The sequence below is a fragment of the Pseudomonas sp. B21-040 genome (genome assembly GCF_024748695.1).
Taxonomy (GTDB): domain Bacteria; phylum Pseudomonadota; class Gammaproteobacteria; order Pseudomonadales; family Pseudomonadaceae; genus Aquipseudomonas.
Genome location: NZ_CP087176.1, coordinates 720,901 through 737,091 on the forward strand (window position 1 = coordinate 720,901; position 16,191 = coordinate 737,091).

The following is a 16,191-nucleotide window of genomic DNA, read 5'->3' on the forward strand; positions in this document are numbered from 1 at the left end:
GAGACCTACAGGATCAACCTTGCCATGCTGGCAAGGTCAAGCGCCATTATTTATGGCACCGCGATCGTTCCCACGCGGAGCGCGTGAACGATCAGCGGGTCAATATTCCAGGTCTGCTCGCTTGAGGTGCATCCCTTCTTGCGTCATCGCAATCCGGTACTTCAACACATCACCCGCCTTGAGCGAGATGATCTGCGAACCCGGTGCGAGCATGCCCGGGTTGCAACCCGGCGCCTGGCCCGGCAGCAGCTTGAGGCGCAAGGACACATTGCCCGGCGGCAGGTTGAACGAGGTGCTTTGTTCCTGGAACAGTCGCGCGGCCAGTTGATCCTGGATGTACACACCGATTTCGCAGGAGGTGGCGACTTCCAGGCGCTCGCGGGAAATGATCAGTACGCCATAGTCCTCCCCGGCGGCTTGAACCGAAGGTGTCGCGGCAAAGAGGCTGAGGAAGCCAAACAGGCTGAGAGCTGACCAGCGCATGGCTGAATCTCCTGAAGTCGAGTCATTGATGCACGCAGCTTGGCCGAGCGCGACGCCGATTGCCAGCCCGGCAGTTTGTTCAAGAACTTGACCTTGCCATGGTGGCAAGCTCGAGACTGCACGCAATCTCAACAAAGGAGCCACACCATGCAAGTGTTCAACGTTCAAGGCATGTCTTGCGGTCACTGTGTCAAAGCCATCACTCAGGCACTTCAAGCCATGGATCCGGCGGCCAGCGTGCGGGTCGATCTGGCGGCCAAGGAAGTCGGCGTTGAAAGCGCGTTGACGGTCGAGCAAGTGATCGCCGCGATCAGCGAAGAAGGCTACGAGGTCAAAGTCGCCTGACACAAGGCATTCAGTGTTTTTTAATAGTTAGCGAGCTATCGGAATGTTCAAGGCGTTCATGCACGGCTAGACTGTCGGCCTGCTGACTCATGCCCAACTGGATGCCTGATGAACTTTCGTACCATTTTGATTCTTGGCGCCCTCAGCGCTTTCGGTCCGCTGGCGATCGACTTTTATCTGCCGGCCTTCCCGGCGATGGCACTCGCCTTCGGCACCGATGAACAACACGTTCAACTGACACTGGCGGCGTATTTCCTCGGCTTGTCGATTGGCCAATTGGCATACGGCCCGGTGGCCGATCGTTTCGGTCGGCGCATTCCATTGCTGACCGGGGTTGGTTTGTTCACCCTTGCGTCGCTGGCCTGTGCCTATGCACCGAGTCTGGAATGGCTGATCGGCGCACGATTTGTCCAGGCGTTGGGCGGTTGTGCGGGCATGGTGATATCCCGTGCGGTGGTCAGCGATAAATGCGATGCGGTGGGTTCGGCGAAAGTCTATTCGCAACTCATGCTGGTCATGGGCCTGGCGCCGATTCTCGCGCCGATGCTCGGCGGCTTGCTGGTCAACACCACGGGCTGGCAGTCGATTTTCCTGGCGTTGACCGGTTTCAGTGCCTTGGCTGCGCTGGCCGTGACGCTCGGGTTGCCGGAAAGCCTGCCCGCACACATGCCGCGTCAGCCGTTGTCCGGGGCTTTTCGGCAGTACGGTCGCCTGTTGTCGGATCGGATCTTTCTCGGTCATGCCTTGACGGGCGGCATCGCCATCGCCGGCATGTTTGCCTACATCGCCGGTTCGCCGTTCGTTTTCATCAAGCTCTATGGCGTACCGGCCGAGCATTTCGGCTGGCTGTTTGGCACCAACGCGGCGGGGTTCATTCTGGTGGCGCAAGTCAACGCGCGATTGCTGGCCAAGCGGGGTCCGGCGTTCTTGCTGGCGCGTGCTGTGTGGGTTTACCTGACCGCCGGTTTGACGCTGCTCGCCGTCAGCGCCTTGCACCCCGCGCACTTGTGGCCTCTGCTGATTCCACTGTTTATTTGCATCGCCAGCCTCGGCTGCATTTTGCCCAACGCTTCGGCGTGTGCGATGAACGGGCAGGGCGCCCGCGCCGGCAGTGCGTCGGCGATGCTTGGGTGTCTGCAATTCAGCGTCGCGGCGGGTGCCGCGGCGCTGGTCGGTGTTTTACACGATGGCAGTGCCGTACCGATGGCGATGGTCATCAGCCTGTGTGGTGTTCTGGTGGTGAGCGCGGCGATGTTCACCCGGCGTTTGCAAAAGGTTCGGGCGTTGGCGCAAGCGCAGGCCTGAAGACGGGGTCAGCCAGCGGCTCGTTGCTGGCGACCGGGAATTTGATGGGGGGCGTAAAGGCGTGCTTCGAGGGTTCGGGTAAAGGCCAGAGCTTCGGCTTCGCTGCGAAATGTCACGGCATGCTGGTCCAGGCGGACCTGCCATTGAGATTTAGCCAATTCTTTTATCAGGATCTTCATTGCTGACCTCTCCTCTCGTAATAACTGCCACGTAAAGATTGTGCCGCAGAGGTTTCGATTGTAGTCCTGAATACGATCGCTATTGTGACAGGCGTCAACTCTCAGACTGACGGTGTCGTTCCTTCAGGAACGACACTGTTTCATCATGTTTCAGAACCCTTCCAGCACAATCTTGCCTTTGGCTTTGCCGCTCTCCAGCAGCGCATGGGCACGGCGCAGGTTGGCCGCGTTGATGCTGCCGAAGTGCTCGCCGACCGTGGTTTTCAACGTCCCGGCGTCGATCAGCGCGGCGATGCGGTTGAGCAACTTGTGTTGCTCGATCATGTCTGCGGTTTCGAACAGCGAGCGGGTGTACATGAACTCCCAGTGCAGTGACAGGCTCTTGCGTTTGAGCTTGGTCACGTCCAGTGACTTGGGATCATCGATCAGCGCCAGTTTGCCTTGCGGCGCCAGCGCCTCGACCAATTGATCCAGGTGCTGATCGGTCTGGGTCAGGCTGGCGACATGGGTCACGTATTCCACCCCGGCACGCTTGAGCGCTTCGCTCAACGGTTGGCTGTGATCGATCACCAGGTCCGCGCCCAACTCACGAACCCAACTCTGGGTTTGCGCGCGGGAAGCGGTGCCGATGACCTTGAGCCCGGTCAGTTGACTGGCCAGCTGTGTGAGGATCGAACCCACCCCACCCGCCGCGCCGACGATCAGCAGGCGCTGGCCTTCGTCGGTTTGGCCTTCACGCACTTGCAGGCGTTCAAAGAGCAATTCCCAGGCGGTAATCGCGGTCAGTGGCAGCGCGGCGGCTTCAGCGAAACCCAGGGTTTTCGGCATGTGGCCGACGATCCGCTCATCCACCACATGCCGTTCGCTGTTGCCGCCGGCACGGGCGATGGAGCCGGCGTAAAAGACCTTGTCGCCAGCCTTGAACAAGGTCACGTCTTTACCGACAGCCTTGACCACCCCGGCCACGTCCCAACCCAGCACCTTGGCCGCGCCGTCTTCAGGCTGGACGTTTTGGCGGACTTTGGTGTCCACCGGGTTGACCGAGATGGCTTTGACGTCCACCAACAGGTCGCGCGGGCCGGCAACCGGTTCCGGCAGTTCGATGTCTTGCAGGGATTGTTCGTCGCTGATCGGCAACGAGGTGTAATAGGCAATGGCTTTCATACAGGGGTTTCCGAAAGGTAATAAAAGAAAGGGGACAGCCTGATACCGATCATTTAAGCCGAGGCGCACTCCGTAGCAGCTGGCGAAGCCTGCGTTCGGCTGCGGAGCAGTGGTAAATCCTGTACACGCGGATTTCCTGAAACACCGCATCGCCTGATTTCACGACTGCTCCGCAGCCGAACGCAGGCTTCGCCAGCTGCTACAAAAGTGCGGATCGGCACTAGGGATCAGGCCACGGTGCGCAGGCGCTTGAGATCAAAGTGTTCGAGAAAATCGCCGGCCTTGGCCCGGAAATTCTGGATGTGGGCGCTGGCGTCATGCGCCGCCAGGGCTTCGTCGCTGCTCCACTGCTCGATCATGTAAAAGGCATGCGGATTGGCGAGGTCCTGATGCAGATCGTATTGGCCGCAACCGGCCTCAGCGCGGGTTGGTTCCAGCAGTGCACGCAGGTGCCGTTCAAGGGCGTCTTGCTGGCCGGCTTTGGCGATGAGCGTGGCAATGGCGGTAAATGGCTGGGACATGGACGACTCCGGGAGCGTAATGAATTCGATGGCACAGATGATTGGCTATTTCACAGCAAGATAAAACCCGCTAAAAGAGCAGTCTCTTTCAATATTTTTTTGATAATCGAGGCTGAAAATGCTGCGTTTCGATGACTTGCAGTTGTTCGTCCGGGCTGCCGACCTGGGGAGCCTGTCGGCGGCGGCGCGGGTGATGGACATGTCGGCGGCCGTGGCCAGCGCGGCGTTGAAGCGCATCGAACAGCAACTGGGCGCGCGGTTGCTCGCGCGTTCAACCCGCAGCCTGCGCCTGACCGCCGAAGGCGAGGGGTTCCTGGAATATGCCCGCGCCGCCCTGAGCAATCTGGACGAAGGACGCCGCTTGCTGGCCAGTGGTCAGGACCAGGTCAGCGGGATTTTGCAACTGTCCGCACCGTCGGACTTCGGCCGCAATCTGTTGTTGCCCTGGCTGGACGAGTTTCAGCGTGAGCACCCGAAACTGACCGTGCGGCTATTGCTGGGAGACCGCATTGCCGACCTGTTCCGCCAACCGGTGGACATTGCCCTGCGCTACGGCGAGCCGGAAGACTCTAGTCTGGTGGCATTGCCCATCGCCCCGCAGAACCGCCGGGTGCTGTGTGCGGCGCCCGCTTACCTGGCCAGACATGGGGAGCCCCGGCAGCTCGAGCAACTGGCTCAGCACAATTGTTTGTTGTTCATGCTCGGCAGCCGGGTCCACGATCACTGGAGTTTTCATGACGGCAAGCGCGAGGTTGGCCTGACCGTCAGTGGTGACCGTTTCAGTGACGATGCCGATGTCGTCCGGTTGTGGGCCGTTGCCGGCGCGGGGATCGCCTACAAGTCCTGGCTCGATGTCGCCGCCGATGTACTCGCCGGGCGACTGAAGGTGCTGATGCCGGAGTTGCTCTGTGAGCGCGCTCCTCTGAATTTGCTGTGCGCCCATCGCGCACAATTGAGTAAGCCGGTGAACCTGTTACGGGAAATGCTTGCCAGCCGATGCGCTCAATTAGGCAGTCAATTTCCGACGATAGCGGGGATCGATCATTAGTCGCAGGCAAATAGCGAAATTTCTCTCAGCAACTATCACCACCCACGGTTTCCCACGGGCAGGAACCGGCGGTTAACGCGCTTATACTAGCGCCGCCTCATGTACGCACCGTCGATCTCGCGATGGCGAGTCCGCGTTCCAGTCGGCGCGGTACCCCGCTCAATCACCCGGCCTTCGCCCTGGCTGCGAAGCAATGGCACAGGGGAGGAGTGGGTGAGCTTCGCCCGGCTTATGGCGGTTTCCGCGTCTTGGCCGACCACACATTACTGGTCAAGATGTCTCTGAGCAGCAGACGAAACGATTCAACAGGGAGTGAATACATGGAACATGCACCTTGCATCAGCCAGATCGCCACATTGCTGGCTGACCCAAAGCGCAGCGCAATGATGTGGTCCTTGATGGACGGCACGGCGCGGCAAACCGAAGAGCTGGCGTTGTTGGCCGGCCTGTCACCCTCTTCGGCCAGCGCACACTTGGGGCGATTGTCCGCAGGCGGTCTGTTGAGGGTTGAAATCCGTGGCCGAAAGCGATTTTTCCGCTTGGCGGCCCCCGAGGTCGGTGCAGCCATCGAGGCATTGGCCAGCGCGACCCTGGCCAGCACGCCACAAGAAGTCCCGGATGTTTTCAAGCGCCCGAACCCCATCGCCAAACCTCAGGCCGCGCCTTCGTCACTGCTGCGGGCCAGACTGTGCGATGACCATTTGGGAGGCACCCTGGCCGCCGACCTTTACCAGCGCCTGCTGGATGCAGGCTGGATCGAACAGATCGATCAGCGGGTCATGATTACTCACAAGGGCTCAACCCAACTGGCGACACGAGGTGTGTTCATCCAGGCACTGGCCCATCGCAACAGCAGGGTTGCCTGTGCCTGTCCCGACTGGAGCGAAAGACGCCCGCACATGGGCGGTTCGCTGGGCGCGGCACTGTTGCAATTGTTCATGCAGTCGGGCTGGTTGAGCCTGCCCAACGACTCCCGCGCCCTGCAGGTGACCACCGCAGGGCAGCGAGAAATCCATCGCTTCGCCAAAGAGACCGAGCTCGAAATGGCGCTGTAGAGATGCAGCAACCTCCGGTTTATGCGGTGTGGCTTATGGCTTGACCAATCTGGCGTCCAGGCTGTTTTGCGCCAGGCGCTTGGCCTGATCCTGGGTCATGCCCAAGTCGGTGTACAGCGCATGGAAGTTCTCGGTCACGTAGCCGCCGAAGTACGCCGGGTCATCGGAGTTCACGGTCACTTTCACGCCACGCTCGAGCATGTCGAGAATGTTGTGCTGGGACATGTGATCGAACACGCAGAGTTTGGTGTTCGACAACGGGCACACGGTCAGCGGGATCTGCTCGTCGATGATTCGCTGCATCAAACGCTCGTCTTCGATGGCGCGCACGCCATGGTCGATGCGCTGGATTTTCAGCAGGTCGAGGGCTTCCCAGATGTACTCGGGCGGGCCTTCTTCACCGGCGTGGGCCACGGTCAGGAAGCCTTCGTGACGGGCACGGTCAAACACACGCTGGAACTTGCTGGGCGGGTGGCCCATTTCCGAACTGTCCAGGCCCACGGCCACAAACGCATCACGGAACGGCAGCGCCTGGTCGAGGGTTTTCTCGGCTGCTTCTTCGCTCAAGTGGCGCAGGAAGCTCAGGATCAAACCGCTGGTAATGCCCAGTTGTTGCTCGCCATCCTTGAGGGCCGCAGCGATGCCGTTGAGCACCACTTCGAAGGGCACGCCACGGTCGGTATGGGTTTGTGGATCGAAGAACGGTTCGGTGTGAATCACGTTCTGCGCCTTGCAGCGCAACAGGTATGCCCAGGTCAGGTCGTAGAAATCCTGAGAGGTGCGCAACACGTCGGCGCCCTGGTAATACAGGTCGAGAAACTCTTGCAGGTTGTTGAAGGCGTACGCCTTGCGCAGGGTTTCGACGTCGCTCCATGGCAGGGCGATCTTGTTGCGTTCGGCCAGGGCGAACAGCAACTCAGGCTCCAGCGAACCCTCGAGGTGCAAGTGCAATTCTGCCTTGGGCAGGGCGTTTAGCCAGTCGTACATAATCTTTTCTCATCAGGTGCAGATGGCGAGCATTCTACAGATGCCCGTGGAAACAATTAGCAAAACCTGACCAGCCGGTTGATTACACCGCTTCCTGTTCCCGTCGATAGGCGTAGGTATCGGCAAAACGCGAAAGCAGGAATTGCGCGCAGGTAGTGGCCGGGTATTTCGCCGGGTGCTGCTCATCCTGGCAACCCGGCAGGCATTCGATGGCGGTGTCGGGGTGCGGTTCGGCAAAGAACGGCATCGAATAACGGTCCACACCGAACGGGCTGATCACCCGGTGCGGCGTCGACAGATACCGGTCGTTGCTCCAGCGCGCCATCATGTCGCCGAGGTTGACCACAAAAGTCCCTTCGATCGGCGTCGCGTCGATCCACTCGCCCTTTACGTTTCGCACTTGCAGCCCGCCGGCAGTGTCCTGATACAGCAGGGTGATGCAGCCGTAATCGGTGTGAGCGCCCGCGCCTTGTTGTTCATCGGAGCTGGCGGTGTGGCGTGGCGGGTAGTGGATCATGCGCAGCACGCTGACCGGCTCGTTGAAACGGCTATCGAAAAAATCCCGCTCGATGCCCAGCGCCAGCGTCATCGCCCGCAACAGGGTTTGCGCCAGGGATTGCATGTCGACGTAGTGCTGCTCCATCAGTGATTGCCAGCCGGGCAGCGCGGGATGTCGATTGGGGCCGCGCAGCGGTTTCTCCGCCAGCACGTCGGGATGATCGGCGGGCAGGTGCAGGCCCATGTCGAACGTTTCCTTGAGGTCGCTGGGCTTGCTCGGGTCGAGTTGTTCGGTGGCGATGGCACCGTAACCGCGGTGGTGGCGGGTTTGGGTGATGTCGATTTTCAGCTTTTCGGCGGTGGGTTGGGCGAAGAAGCGTTGAGCGTGGTCGAGTACGGCGGCGATGCGCGATGGGGAGATTGGGTGACCCTTGATGTAGAAGAAACCCCATTCACGGCAGGCGTGGTCGATCTCGGCAGCGACGGCTGTCCAGGCATTTTGGTCATCGCTGTAGAGAGGGGAGATATCGATGATCGGAAGACTGTTCATACAATTGTCCTGAGGAATACGCAGTCTGAAAAACACCGGAGTACCCCTGTGGGAGCGAGCTTGCTCGCGATGAGGCCAGGTCAGTCACATCACTGCTGAATGACAGACCGCTATCGCGAGCAAGCTCGCTCCCACAAGTACAGTGTTGGGTTGGGGGAGCTACTTCGGAATATCGGCCTTCATGCCTTCGACGTAGTAGTTCATCGACGCCAGTTGCGCAGTGGTCGCACTGACGCCTGCCGGGATTTTCTCCGTGCCGGCCTGGTCCTTGATCGGCCCGGTAAACGGCTGCAACGCGCCGCTCTTGATGTCGGCAATGATCTGCTCGGCTTCGGTTTTCACCGCCGCAGGCACCAGGTCGCTGATCGGCAGTTCAACCGTGCCTTCCTTCAAGCCGCCCCAGTAATCCTGCGATTTCCAGTCGTGGTCGAGCACGCTTTGGGTCGCTTGAACGTAGTGCGGGCCCCAGTCGTTGACGATGGAGGTCAGCACGGCTTTCGGGCCGAAGTGCGCCATGTCCGAAGCGTAGCCGACGGCGTACACACCACGACGTTCGGCCGCCTGGATCGGTGCCGGGCTGTCGGTGTGCTGGAACACCACGTCCACGCCCTGGTCGATCAGCGCGTTGGCGGCGTCGGCTTCCTTGCCTGGATCGAACCACGAGTTGACCCACACCACTTTGATCTCGGTGCCGGGGTTGTACTTGTTCAGGGCCAGTTGAATGGCGTTGATGTCGCGGATCACTTCCGGGATGGGGAATGAGGCGACATAGCCGATCTTCTTGGTCTTGGTCATCTTCGCCGCGAGGAAACCGCCGACGTAGCGGCCCTCGTAAGTGCGGGCCAGGTAGGTGCCTAGGTTCTTGTCCTGCTTGTAGCCGGTGGCGTGTTCGAAGGTCACCTTGGGAAACTGCCTGGCGACTTTCAGGGTCGGGTTCATGTAGCCGAAAGACGTGGTGAAGATCAGGTCGTAGTTGTCCTTGGCCATGTTGCGGATTACCCGCTCGGCGTCAGCGCCTTCGGCGACGTTCTCCACGTAGTTGGTGGTGATCTGGTCGCCGAATTTTTCGGCGAGCACTTTGCGTCCCTGTTCATGCTGATACGTCCAGCCGTGGTCACCGATTGGACCGATGTAGACGAAACCGACTTTCAGCGGGACGGCGGCACTGGCGATCAGGCTGGCGCTCAGACCGATGGCGGCGGCGACGGCGCAAAGCAGCTTCTTCAGCGGACGGTTATGCATGAATTCGAACTCCATGTTGTTGTGAGGTTGGCAGGGGCAATGCAAATTGCTGACCAACAGGACAACAAACATCACGAGATCGCGTAACGGCCATCGCGGGCAAGCCCGGCTCCTACATGACCTGCGCAAATCCTGTGGGAGCGGGCTTGCCCGCGATGAGGTCGGTGCGGCCAATAAAAGTGCATGGCCAGACAGGGTTGCCATCCACTGGTGCGCTAAGGTCTAACGAAACGTTAGCGCCGCACCGCAGTCAGTAGCTCACCGCACTGATTTCGCGCCACTGCGCAAAAAGGTATCGCGATGCTCAGACTTCTCAGGCAAGAAACCTTTCTGCTGCTGGCCGTCCTCGCTGCCGTTGTTGCGTACCCGCTCGAGCACTGGATGCTCCACAGTGGCCAACCCGCCGCGCTGGCCGCTGGACTGGTGTTGATTGCGTTCATCGTCGCCGCCTCCATGCGCGTCGCCCGTCACGCTGAGCTGCTGGCGGAAAAAGTCGGCGATCCCTACGGCACGATGATCCTGACGCTGGCGGCGGTGCTGGTGGAAGTGGTGATCCTGGCGATCATGATGAGCAACGAAGCCTCAAAGACGTTGGTGCGCGACACGATTTACTCGGCCGTGATGCTCGACATCAACGGCATCCTCGGCCTGGCGGCGTTGATGGGCGGTCTCAAGCACGGCGAGCAGTCCTACAACGATGACTCGGCACGCAGCTACAGCGTGATGATTCTGACCGCCATGGGCGTATCGATGGTGGTGCCGGAGTTCATTCCCGAGGCCAACTGGAAACTCTATTCGGCCTTCACCATCGGCGCGATGGTTGTGCTCTACGCATTGTTCCTGCGGATGCAGGTTGGTCCGCACAGCTACTTTTTCAGCTACAGCTACCCGGAAAAACGCCGCCGGAAAGTCCCGGAAGAAGAACCGGAACCGGTCAATCTGGCGCTGAGTATCGGCACGTTGGTGTTTGGCGTGGTGGTGATCGGTGCGTTGGCCGAAGTGATGTCCAAAACCCTGGATCTGGGCTTGCAAGGAACGGGGGCGCCGCCGGTGATAACTGCGATTCTGGTGGCGGCCATTTCGGCTGCGCCGGAGATTCTGACGGCATTGCGCGCGGCACTGGCCAATCGCATGCAGTCGGTCGTCAACATCGCGATGGGGGCGTCACTGTCGACGGTCATCCTGACGGTGCCGGTGATGGAAGCGATGGCGCTTTACACCGGCCAACCGTTCCAGATGGCGATGACGCCGGTGCAGACGGTGATGATTTTCATCACCCTGATCGTCAGCGCGATCAACCTTAACGATGGCGAAACCAACGCCATCGAAGGCATGACCCACTTTGTGCTGTTTGCGACGTTCATCATGTTGTCGCTGTTGGGCCTTTAAAAGCATCGCGGGCAAGCCATGCTCCTACAGGTACAGCGTCGCTCTCAAGAACGATGCAAATCCTGTAGGAGCAAGGCTTGCCCGCGATGGCGTCCTATCAGACGCCGGCGATCAACTGTCGGGCAGCCTGACTGTGATCGGCAATCAGGCCCTTCAGGTCCAGGCCTTCGACCTGCCCGTCAATCACGCGCCACTTGCCGCCCACCATTACCCGGTCCGCGCGATCCGCGCCACACAGCAGCAACGCCGACACCGGATCATGGCTGCCGGAGAAGCGCAGTTCGTCGAGTTTGAACAGCGCCAGGTCCGCCTGCTTGCCGACCGCCAGTTCGCCGATATCGGTGCGTCCCAGCAAACTCGCCGAACCCTTGGTGGCCCAACCGAGCACCAACTCCGGCGTGATCTTCTCGGCGCCATAACGCAGACGCTGGATGTACAGCGCCTGGCGGGTTTCGAGCATCATGTTCGACGCATCGTTGGACGCCGAGCCGTCTACCCCCAGACCGAGCAACGCGCCGGCGGCCGTGAGATCCAGCGTCGGGCAGATGCCGGAAGCGAGGCGCATGTTCGAACTCGGGCAATGGCAAATACCGGTGCCGGCGGTGCCGAGGCGGGCGATCTCGTCCGGGTTGAAGTGGATACCGTGCGCCAGCCACGTACGCGGGCCGAGCCAGCCGACGCTGTCCAGATAATCCACGGTGCGCAGGCCGAAGCGTTGCAGGCAGAAGTCTTCTTCGTCGAGGGTTTCGGCCAGGTGCGTGTGCAGGCGCACGTCGAGCTTGTTCGCCAGCTCGGCGCTGGCCGACATGATCTCCGGTGTCACCGAGAACGGCGAGCACGGCGCCAACGCGATCTGGATTTGCGCACCGTCGCCGCGTTCATGGTATTCGGCGATCAAGCGCTGGCTGTCGGCGAGAATCACTTCGCCTTCCTGCACGGTTTGCTGTGGGGGCAGGCCGCCGTCCTTTTCGCCGAGGCTCATGGAACCGCGTGTGAGCATGGCGCGCATGCCCAGTTCACGGACGCTTTCGACTTGCACGTCGATCGCGTTTTCAAGGCCTTCGGGAAACAGGTAATGGTGATCGGCAGCAGTGGTGCAGCCCGACAGCAGCAACTCGGCCAGCGCGACTTTGGTGGCGAGGGCGAGTTTTTCCGGGGTAAGACGGGCCCAGACCGGGTACAGGGTTTTCAGCCACGGGAACAACGGCTGGTTGACCACCGGCGCCCAGGCACGGGTCAGGGTTTGATAGAAATGGTGATGGGTGTTGATCAGCCCCGGAAGGATCACATGCTCGCGGGCATCGAAGACTTCATGGCAAGGCGTGGAGGGTTGCTGTCCCAGGCCGAGCACTTCGACGATCAAACCGTCTTGCACTACCAGGCCACCACGGGCATCGAGGCCATTGGCAGTAAAAATGGAGAGGGGGTTTTTTAACCAGGTACGGGTCGCAGGCATGTTGGCCGGCTCCTCTGAAAGTGGGGTTCAGGTTAGCCAGCTCAGTGATTACCCTGTCTGCTGATCCAGGGTCGCCGCGGGGGCGAGGGGCGCAGTTTCGGACAAAATGCTGTTCCGGGCAAGCCCGGCCCGACCAGACAACACAAATCCCTGTAGGAGCCGGGCTTGCCCGCGATGCAGGCGCCGCGGTCTGTCAGCGAAACCTGGTTGATGCGATCGCGGGCAAGCCCGGCTCCTACAGTCGGCGGAGTTGTTTACCAGGGAATGGTTTCACCCCGGTAATTCACAAAATGATGCCCGCCCTTGCCGGTATAGGCATTGACCTGATCAACCAGACCACGGGTGCTGGTGTCGACATCGATGTCCGCGCCTTCACCGCCCATGTCGGTTTTCACCCAGCCTGGGTGCAGCGACAGCACGGTGAGTTTTTGCTCGCCCAGTTGCGTCACAAAGCTGTTGGTCATGGAGTTCAACGCTGCTTTGCTGGCCTTGTACAACGCCAGTTCAGGCGCGTCGGGCATGGTCACGCTGCCCAGTACCGAACTCATGAACGCCAGCACGCCGCTGTCTGGACGAATCTGTCCGACGAAACGCTGGGCCAGATTGATCGGTGCCACGGCGTTGGTAAAAAACAACTGGCCGACTTCGGCCAACGTGGCACCACCGGGTGTTTGCACGTCCGGGCCCTTGACCCCGGCATTTACAAATAACAGATCGAACACCTCGCCTTTGAGTTGTTCGCTGAGGGCGATCACCGCGGGCTGATCGTCCATGTCGAGTTTCTCGATGCGCACGTCGCCCAACGCCTGCAACGCTTCAGCATTCTGTGGATTACGCACGGTGGCGATCACTTGCCAGCCGTCGGCCAGCAGGGCTTTCACCAGACCGAGGCCCAGGCCCCGGGAGGCGCCGATGATAAGGGCGGTTTTTGCCTTGGACATGAGTGGCTTCCTTGAAAAATGAGGATCATGGATTCAGTGGACAGCGTTGCCCGAGCCGTTGTTGCAACTCGTGACGCAACGCGCCGAGTTCATCCATCCGGGCTTCGATCAGTTTGAGTTTGTCTTGCAGCAATTGCGTGACGGCACTGTCGGGATCAGGTGATTGCCAGATGGCCGCGACGCTGTTGCCGATTTCGCCGAGGGTAAACCCCAGTCGCTGAGCGGTTTTGATGTACTGCACCAGTTGCACCATGTCCGCCGGGTAGTCGCGATAACCATTGGCGCTGCGTTGCGCCGCGATCAGTCCGCGCTGCTCGTAGAAGCGCAGCGTGTCGCGGCTGACGGCGCTGGCCTGGGCTAATTCACCGATGCGCATGTTGGCGTCTCGAGAGGGCTTGACCCTGGAGCATACTCCAGGCTTTAGCCTTGTTGCTCCCCGAATTTATGGAGCAATGCCGATGTGGACTTCAGCGCAATATCGCCGGGTGGTGCAAGGCAGTGCCTGGTATGACTTGATCGTGACGGCGGCGTTTGCCACGCCGTGGAGTTTTGCGGCGTTGCACGGGGTGCTGACGAGTGTGAGCCAGGCGTTGGATTTGCCCGGCGAGCTGCCAGCGTTTGAACCGATGCACATGTTGATGGCGAATCTGTTGGGGTCGATTGTGTGCGTGTGGGCAGTGCTGCGGATTCGTGATCCGCAGCAGGTGTTTGGGCGGTATGACGCGGTCGGAAGATTCCTGTTTTCGGCCTGGCAGCTGTATGCCTTGCTCCATGGCGCGAGTTCGTTGTTGGTGATCTTCCTGATCTTTGAATTGGCGTGGGGCGTGATTCAGGTGTTGCCTGTCCGGACGCCATCGCGGGCAAGCCCGCTCCCACAGGATTTGCGCCAGGCGCATTAATTGTGATCAACACGGTCAGGTGGGAGCTGGCTTGGTCCGGGCGGCGTTCCGACGATGAGGCCCGCGAAGGCACCACTAATGCCCGGCCTGCCACGGCTGCCCCAACGAAACCGGCGCATACAACCGCGTACGCAACGCATCCCGCGACAGCAGCACCAACACCACAATCGTCGCGACATACGGCAGCATCGCCAGCAGGCTCGAGGGTATCGCCAGCCCCAATCCCTGCGCCACCAGGTGCAGGATGCTGGCGAGGCCGAACAGATACGCCCCCAGCAGCAAGCGCCACACCCGCCAACTGGCGAACACCACCAGCGCCAATGCAATCCAGCCGCGTCCGGCGCTCATGTTCTCCGCCCACATCGGCGTGTATGCCAGGGACAGATACGCCCCGGCCAATCCGGCCATCGCGCCGCCAAACAACACCGCCAGCGTGCGCACCGCCAACACCGGCAAGCCCATGGCACTCGCTGCATCCGGGCTTTCCCCGACCGCCTGAATGATCAGCCCGACGCGGCTTTTCAAAATCACCCAGGCCACCAACGCAAACAGCGCGAACGACAAATACACCAGCAGATCCTGTGCAAACAGCATTCGCCCGATCAGCGGGATTTCACTCAGATAGGGAATCGCCACCGGTTCAAAACCGCTCAACGGTTTACCGACCCACGCCGCGCCGACAAACGTCGACAGGCCCACGCCGAAAATCGTCAGCGCCAGGCCAGTGGCTACCTGATTGGCGTTGAACACCAGCGCGACTAACGCAAACAACGACGACAGCAGCATCCCTGCGAACATCGCCAACAGCACACCAAGCCAGAGGTTGCCGCTGTTCAGCGCAACGATAAAACCGATCACCGCGCCAAACAGCATCATGCCTTCCTGGCCGAGGTTGAGGACGCCGCTTTTCTCGCAAATCAATTCACCCAGCGCCACCAACAGCAACGGTGTGCCGCAACGGACCATGGCGTAGAAAATATTGCTCAGCAGATCGATATCCATCACAGCGCTCCTGCGTGTACGGCGGTGGCGGGTGCGCGGCGGGCCCAGCGCAGGTTCAAACGTGGCCGATAGAGAATCAGCACATCGCTGGCCAGCAGGAAAAACAACATCATTCCCTGGAACAGTTGGGTGATGGCTTGTGGCAGGTTCATGCTCATTTGCGCGCTCTCGCCACCGATGTACAGCAACGCCATCAACAGGCTCGAAAACACAATGCCGACAGGATTCAGCCGCCCGAGAAACGCTACGGTAATCGCCGCATAGCCATAGCCGGGCGAGACCTGCGGCACCAATTGACCGATCGGCCCGGTCACCTCACACACGCCGGCCAACCCCGCCAAACCGCCGCTGATCAGCAGCACCAGCCAGATCAGCCGTTTCTCGCGAAACCCGACGAACCCCGCCGCGCGCTTGTCCAGCCCCAACACTTTGATCTGAAAACCGACAAAGCTTTTCTGCAACAACACCCAGACCGCGACCAACGCCAGCAAGGCGAAATACACCCCGGCGTGAACCCGGCCGTCTTCGGTCAGCAAGGGCAAACGGCTGAAGTCCCCGAACATCGCTGACTGCGGAAAATTGAACCCCTCCGGGTCTTTCAACGGCCCATGCACACAAAACAGCAGCAGGTTCAGGGCGATGTAATTGAGCATGATGCTGGTGAGGATTTCGTTGGCGTTGAAGCGCGTGCGCAACCAGGCGGTCAGCCCGGCCCAGGCTGCACCGGCCACGGTGCCGACGAGCAAAATCAGCACCAGTGCCCAGCGACTTTGCAGGTCAATGATGTTCACCGCCAAGGTACTGCCGGCCAATGCGCCGAGCAGTAATTGACCTTCTGCGCCGATGTTCCAGATGCGTGCCTGATACGCCACGGCCAGACCCAATGCGCACAGCAGAATCGGCAGCGCTTTGACCAGGAGTTCCGATACGCCGTATCCATCGCTGATCGGCGCAATCAACAACGTGTGCAAGGTGAGCAGCGGATCGTGGCCCAGCGCGACAAACAGCAATGAGCCACAACCCAGCGTCAGCACCGCCGCCAACAACGGTGAGCACCAAAGCATCAGGCGCGATTGCTGGCCACGGGGTTCGAGAGAAAGCAGCATGGAAAGCTCCGATAAACAGTT

18 protein-coding genes are annotated in these 16,191 nt (G+C 60.4%); 6 read left to right on the forward strand and 12 right to left on the reverse strand.

The window, feature by feature from the left end:
* Positions 1 to 99 precede the first annotated feature (99 nt).
* Entirely contained in the window at positions 100 to 483 is a 384-nt protein-coding gene (locus LOY55_RS03185) for a hypothetical protein (protein WP_223523437.1), read from the reverse strand.
* A 147-nt stretch (positions 484 to 630) separates the two neighbouring features.
* Between LOY55_RS03185 and LOY55_RS03190 the strand changes: the two genes are divergently transcribed.
* Both LOY55_RS03190 and LOY55_RS03195 read left to right on the forward strand, forming a co-directional pair.
* The gene (locus LOY55_RS03190; protein WP_046032967.1) at positions 631 to 828 is read left to right on the forward strand and encodes a cation transporter; all 198 of its coding nucleotides are present in this window, start codon (positions 631 to 633) and stop codon (positions 826 to 828) included.
* 108 nt (positions 829 to 936) lie between these two features.
* Positions 937 to 2,133 carry a multidrug effflux MFS transporter gene (locus LOY55_RS03195; protein ID WP_223523435.1) on the forward strand — a complete coding sequence of 399 codons (1,197 nt, stop codon included), beginning with the start codon at positions 937 to 939 and terminating at the stop codon, positions 2,131 to 2,133.
* An 8-nt stretch (positions 2,134 to 2,141) separates the two neighbouring features.
* Here LOY55_RS03195 and LOY55_RS03200 read toward each other — a convergent pair whose 3' ends face one another.
* From LOY55_RS03200 to LOY55_RS03210, 3 genes are all read right to left on the reverse strand, one after another.
* Entirely contained in the window at positions 2,142 to 2,312 is a 171-nt protein-coding gene (locus LOY55_RS03200; protein WP_175649049.1) for a hypothetical protein, read from the reverse strand.
* Positions 2,313 to 2,462: 150 nt separating this feature from the next.
* Positions 2,463 to 3,476, reverse strand: coding sequence for a zinc-binding alcohol dehydrogenase family protein (locus tag LOY55_RS03205; RefSeq protein WP_046032965.1), 1,014 nt, complete (start codon positions 3,474 to 3,476; stop codon positions 2,463 to 2,465).
* Positions 3,477 to 3,703: 227 nt separating this feature from the next.
* Positions 3,704 to 3,997 (reverse strand): putative quinol monooxygenase, encoded by a 294-nt coding sequence (locus tag LOY55_RS03210; protein ID WP_046032964.1) that lies wholly within the window; start codon positions 3,995 to 3,997, stop codon positions 3,704 to 3,706.
* Positions 3,998 to 4,115: 118 nt separating this feature from the next.
* On the opposite strand from LOY55_RS03210, the gene LOY55_RS03215 reads away from it, so the two are divergent.
* Entirely contained in the window at positions 4,116 to 5,045 is a 930-nt protein-coding gene (locus LOY55_RS03215; protein ID WP_046032963.1) for a LysR family transcriptional regulator, read from the forward strand.
* Positions 5,046 to 5,365: 320 nt separating this feature from the next.
* Positions 5,366 to 6,100 carry a helix-turn-helix transcriptional regulator gene (locus LOY55_RS03220; protein ID WP_223523433.1) on the forward strand — a complete coding sequence of 245 codons (735 nt, stop codon included), beginning with the start codon at positions 5,366 to 5,368 and terminating at the stop codon, positions 6,098 to 6,100.
* 33 nt (positions 6,101 to 6,133) lie between these two features.
* Here LOY55_RS03220 and LOY55_RS03225 read toward each other — a convergent pair whose 3' ends face one another.
* The 3 genes from LOY55_RS03225 to LOY55_RS03235 form a co-directional block, all read right to left on the reverse strand.
* The gene (locus LOY55_RS03225) at positions 6,134 to 7,087 is read right to left on the reverse strand and encodes an adenosine deaminase (RefSeq protein ID WP_046032961.1); all 954 of its coding nucleotides are present in this window, start codon (positions 7,085 to 7,087) and stop codon (positions 6,134 to 6,136) included.
* A gap of 82 nt (positions 7,088 to 7,169) precedes the next feature.
* Entirely contained in the window at positions 7,170 to 8,135 is a 966-nt protein-coding gene (locus LOY55_RS03230; protein WP_223523432.1) for an isopenicillin N synthase family oxygenase, read from the reverse strand.
* Between the two features lie 159 nt (positions 8,136 to 8,294).
* Positions 8,295 to 9,377 carry a BMP family ABC transporter substrate-binding protein gene (locus LOY55_RS03235; RefSeq protein ID WP_077432445.1) on the reverse strand — a complete coding sequence of 361 codons (1,083 nt, stop codon included), beginning with the start codon at positions 9,375 to 9,377 and terminating at the stop codon, positions 8,295 to 8,297.
* 300 nt (positions 9,378 to 9,677) lie between these two features.
* Here LOY55_RS03235 and LOY55_RS03240 point away from each other — a divergent pair, with 300 nt between their 5' ends.
* Complete coding sequence (locus LOY55_RS03240; protein WP_077432431.1) at positions 9,678 to 10,766, forward strand: calcium:proton antiporter; 1,089 nt, start codon at positions 9,678 to 9,680, stop codon at positions 10,764 to 10,766.
* 97 nt (positions 10,767 to 10,863) lie between these two features.
* On the opposite strand, the gene LOY55_RS03245 is transcribed toward LOY55_RS03240, so the two are convergent.
* The 3 genes from LOY55_RS03245 to LOY55_RS03255 form a co-directional block, all read right to left on the reverse strand.
* Positions 10,864 to 12,222 (reverse strand): 8-oxoguanine deaminase, encoded by a 1,359-nt coding sequence (locus LOY55_RS03245; protein WP_077432432.1) that lies wholly within the window; start codon positions 12,220 to 12,222, stop codon positions 10,864 to 10,866.
* Positions 12,223 to 12,476: 254 nt separating this feature from the next.
* A complete protein-coding gene (locus LOY55_RS03250; RefSeq protein ID WP_223523430.1) occupies positions 12,477 to 13,163 on the reverse strand; it encodes an SDR family oxidoreductase in 687 nt (228 codons plus the stop codon).
* Between the two features lie 25 nt (positions 13,164 to 13,188).
* Positions 13,189 to 13,539, reverse strand: a complete 351-nt coding sequence (locus tag LOY55_RS03255; protein ID WP_077432433.1) for a MerR family transcriptional regulator — start codon at positions 13,537 to 13,539, stop codon at positions 13,189 to 13,191.
* A gap of 82 nt (positions 13,540 to 13,621) precedes the next feature.
* On the opposite strand from LOY55_RS03255, the gene LOY55_RS03260 reads away from it, so the two are divergent.
* Positions 13,622 to 14,062, forward strand: coding sequence for a hypothetical protein (locus tag LOY55_RS03260; RefSeq protein WP_223523428.1), 441 nt, complete (start codon positions 13,622 to 13,624; stop codon positions 14,060 to 14,062).
* A gap of 75 nt (positions 14,063 to 14,137) precedes the next feature.
* Here the strand turns inward: LOY55_RS03260 and LOY55_RS03265 are convergent, their stop codons facing one another.
* A complete protein-coding gene (locus tag LOY55_RS03265; protein ID WP_223523426.1) occupies positions 14,138 to 15,064 on the reverse strand; it encodes an ABC transporter permease in 927 nt (308 codons plus the stop codon).
* Positions 15,064 to 16,170 (reverse strand): ABC transporter permease, encoded by a 1,107-nt coding sequence (locus tag LOY55_RS03270; RefSeq protein WP_223523424.1) that lies wholly within the window; start codon positions 16,168 to 16,170, stop codon positions 15,064 to 15,066. The genes LOY55_RS03265 and LOY55_RS03270 overlap by 1 nt, the downstream gene beginning before the upstream one ends.
* Positions 16,171 to 16,191 lie beyond the last annotated feature (21 nt).